The organism is Candidatus Oscillochloris fontis (genome assembly GCF_004138135.1).
In the GTDB taxonomy this organism is placed as follows: Bacteria; Chloroflexota; Chloroflexia; order Chloroflexales; family Chloroflexaceae; genus Oscillochloris; species Oscillochloris fontis.
Map to the genome: position 1 here is coordinate 1 of NZ_RYFD01000130.1, position 1,305 is coordinate 1,305.

Here is a 1,305-nt window from a genome sequence, read left to right on the forward strand (position 1 = left end):
CAGGCTGTTGAAATTCCCTAATAGGACCATCTCATGGCATACTGCCCTGGGGGGAATATGCGGGGAGCCGAAGAGAAGCAGATTGATGCGTTCAGCTATGTGAGTATTGAAGATCGGATACCGGCGCGGCACCCCATTCGCCCATTCAAAGCGATGGTTAACGAGATCTTGCGCGATATGGATTCCGCTTTTGATGCGCTCTACGCAACTAGCGGGCGTCCTTCGATTGCCCCTGAATATCTTTTGCGGGCTTCTATTCTGCAAATCCTGTATTCGGTTCGTAGCGAACGACAGCTCATGGATCAAATTGACTTCAATATCTTGTTCCGCTGGTTTGTAGGCCTGAGCATCGATGCACCGGTATGGGATCATTCGACCTTCACCAAGAATCGAGATCGGCTTCTTGAGTCTGATATAGCGAAGCTGTTCTTTGCCAAGGTCGTTGAACGCGCCAAGCGTAAGAAGTTCCTATCGGATGAGCACTTCACGGTAGACGGAACTCTAATCGAAGCATGGGCAAGTATGAAAAGCTTCCAAGCGAAGGATTCTCCCCCCAACGACGATAAGGACCATTCAGGCGGAAATCGCAATCCAGAACGTGACTTTCATGGAGAAACCCGAACCAACGATACGCACGAATCAAAGACAGACAAGGATTCTCGGCTATACAAAAAGTCGAAGGGGGCAGAAGCCAAACTGGCCTACTTGGGCCATGTTCTGATGGAAAACAGGAACGGCCTTGCGGTAGACGTCGAGGTGACACTCGCCGACGGCAGAGCCGAGCGAAGAGCGGCCTTATTGATGGCCGGAAGGATCCCTGGGTCCCAACGCTGCACACTGGGCGCCGACAAAGGATACGACGCGAACTCTTTCGCGGAGGAACTGAGGGATCTGAATATCACTCCGCACATCGCGAGCAAAAAGAACAGTAAGTCCGTCGACGGACGCACGACACGGCATGAGGGTTATGCGGTTAGCCAAAGAAAGCGAAAAAGAATCGAAGAAATATTCGGCTGGGCAAAGACTGTCGGGCTAATACGAAAAGCCAAGGTTCGAGGGAAAAATAAAGTTGGCTGGCTTTTCACAATGTGCATCGCGGTATTCAATCTTGTCCGCATGCGAAATATGGAGGCGCTGGCATGAAGCTTTATGCTGATTGCTTCAAGTCCGCCCCGGTTGGGGACTATTCGAATACATCACCCCTAACTAAGGACTTCGTTATAACCGCTTCCAGAGCTGAAACTTATTTAACCGGATCAGAGTAGAGAAGAAATTGGTCGGTATAAAGCAAATTTCAACAGCCTG

1 protein-coding gene is annotated in these 1,305 nt (G+C 50.3%); it reads left to right on the forward strand.

The genetic code is table 11. The annotated features are described in order from the left end of the window. Positions 1-57: 57 nt before the first annotated feature. On the forward strand, positions 58-1,143 hold the full coding sequence (locus EKD03_RS18250; protein ID WP_129633886.1) for an IS5 family transposase: 1,086 nt from the start codon (positions 58-60) through the stop codon (positions 1,141-1,143). Positions 1,144-1,305 lie beyond the last annotated feature (162 nt).

Excerpts from the sequence above, each read along its gene's own strand:
- EKD03_RS18250 (WP_129633886.1), top strand. The coding sequence starts at position 58 with ATGCGGGGAGCCGAAGAGAAGCAGATTGATGCGTTCAGCTATGTGAGT.